The organism is Mesorhizobium sp. M7A.F.Ca.CA.001.04.2.1, assembly GCF_003998485.1.
GTDB lineage: Bacteria > Pseudomonadota > Alphaproteobacteria > Rhizobiales > Rhizobiaceae > Mesorhizobium > Mesorhizobium ciceri.
This window is the reverse complement of record NZ_RZQT01000272.1, coordinates 1-1638: the sequence shown is the minus strand read 5'-3', so window position 1 is coordinate 1638 and position 1638 is coordinate 1. Positions and strand designations below refer to the sequence as shown.

Genomic DNA, 1638 nt, shown 5'->3' with positions numbered 1-1638 from the left:
TCGTCGTAGCCTCCAGAACAATGGCAGCTACAGAATCACATGCGATTCAAACACTTCAAGCCATTTTCCGGCGTCGCTTCTTCACGCTTGACCACAGCACGAAGCAAATGTGTGCGCACGCTAGCCCCTGTGGGAGAAGGTGGATCGGCGCGAAAGCGCCAAGACGGATGAGGGGTGTTCCAGCGGAGTGAAACGTTGGCGTTCCCTGGAGCTCATCCGTCGCCTTCGGCGACACCTTCTCCCAGGGGAGAAGGAAGATCTCGCCCTTTGAAATCCTTGGCCAGCAAATAGAGCTCGACCGATTCATCCCGCGACGCCGGCGGCTTGACGTGATGGACCGAGCGGAAATTCTTCTTGAGCATGGAGAGCAGTTCGTTTTCGGCGCCGCCCTGGAAAGTCTTGGCGAGGAAGTGCCCGCCCGGTTTCAGGACGGAGAGCGCGAAATCGGCCGCCACCTCGCACAGATGCATGGTGCGGATATGGTCGGTCCGCTTGTGGCCGGTGGTCGGTGCCGCCATGTCGGACAACACGATATCGGGATCCCCACCCAGCGCCTCGGCCAGCTTCTGCGGCGCCTGCGGATCGAGGAAATCCATCAGCAGCACCGGTGCGCCGGGCACGGCGTCCATTTCGAGATAATCGATGCCGATGACATGCGGCTTGTCGGCCGTCGATTTCGTCCGCGCGGCGGCAACCTGGCACCAGCCGCCGGGGGCGGCACCGAGATCGATCACCTTCATGCCGGGTTTCAACAGATGATGCTTGTCGTCGATCTCGATCAGCTTATAGGCCGCGCGCGAGCGATAACCGTCAGCCTTGGAGCGCTGGACATAGGGATCGTTGATGTGGCGCTGCAGCCAGCGGCGCGACGATTCCTTCAGCCCGCTCTTCTTCTTGATCCGCGTCTTCAGCACGCGAATGCTGGCGGATCCTGGTTTTTCCGGTTTCTTGGTCATTGCCTGATTTCTGGCCCGGGTTTTCTCGCTCGTCGAGTTGTGTTCATTTTTCGACGTCTGCGCGTTTCGTGAACGGCTTCCCCCACTCCGTCTCGGCTTCGCCGAGCCACCTCTCCCCCCTCCGGAGGGAGAGGAAGGGAGCCAGCCTGCATAAGTTCACGCCTTTCCTCTCCCCCGTCGATCGGGGGAGAGGTGTCGAGCGTAGCTCGACGGAGTGGGGGTCGACTGTTCACGCTCTGCCACGCCCATCGTTGCGCCAGACGCCATCATCGGCCATCAATTCGCTCAAAATACCTTCGCGCAGGCCACGATCGGCGACGCGCAGCCGCTCGGACGGCCATACGGCGCGGATCGCTTCGAGGATAGCACAGCCGGCCAGTACCAGATCGGCGCGATCGGCACCGATGCAAGGGTTGGCGCAGCGCTGCTGGAAATCCCAGCCAACCAGTCTTTCGACCATGCGGTCGACGCTGTCGCGGTCCATCCACAGCCCGTCGACACGGCGGCGATCGTAGCGCTCGAGTTCAAGGTGGACACCGGCCAGCGTCGTCACCGTTCCGGACGTGCCCAGCAGATGGAAATTCGGGCTGGCCTTGAGATGGCTCAGCCGATCGCGACCGTCGAAGCTGGCCAGCCGGCCGGCAACGTCATCGACCATGGCGGCGAAGATCTCGCGCGTCAC

At 62.1% G+C, this 1638-nt stretch carries 1 protein-coding gene and 1 pseudogene; both read right to left on the bottom strand.

Annotation, left to right across the window (positions count from 1 at the left end):
* Positions 1 to 212 precede the first annotated feature (212 nt).
* On the bottom strand, positions 213 to 956 hold the full coding sequence (locus tag EN955_RS34405) for an RlmE family RNA methyltransferase (protein WP_013532288.1): 744 nt from the start codon (positions 954 to 956) through the stop codon (positions 213 to 215).
* Between the two features lie 229 nt (positions 957 to 1185).
* Positions 1186 to 1638 (bottom strand): annotated as a pseudogene (locus tag EN955_RS34395) (Ppx/GppA family phosphatase); the annotation flags it as partial.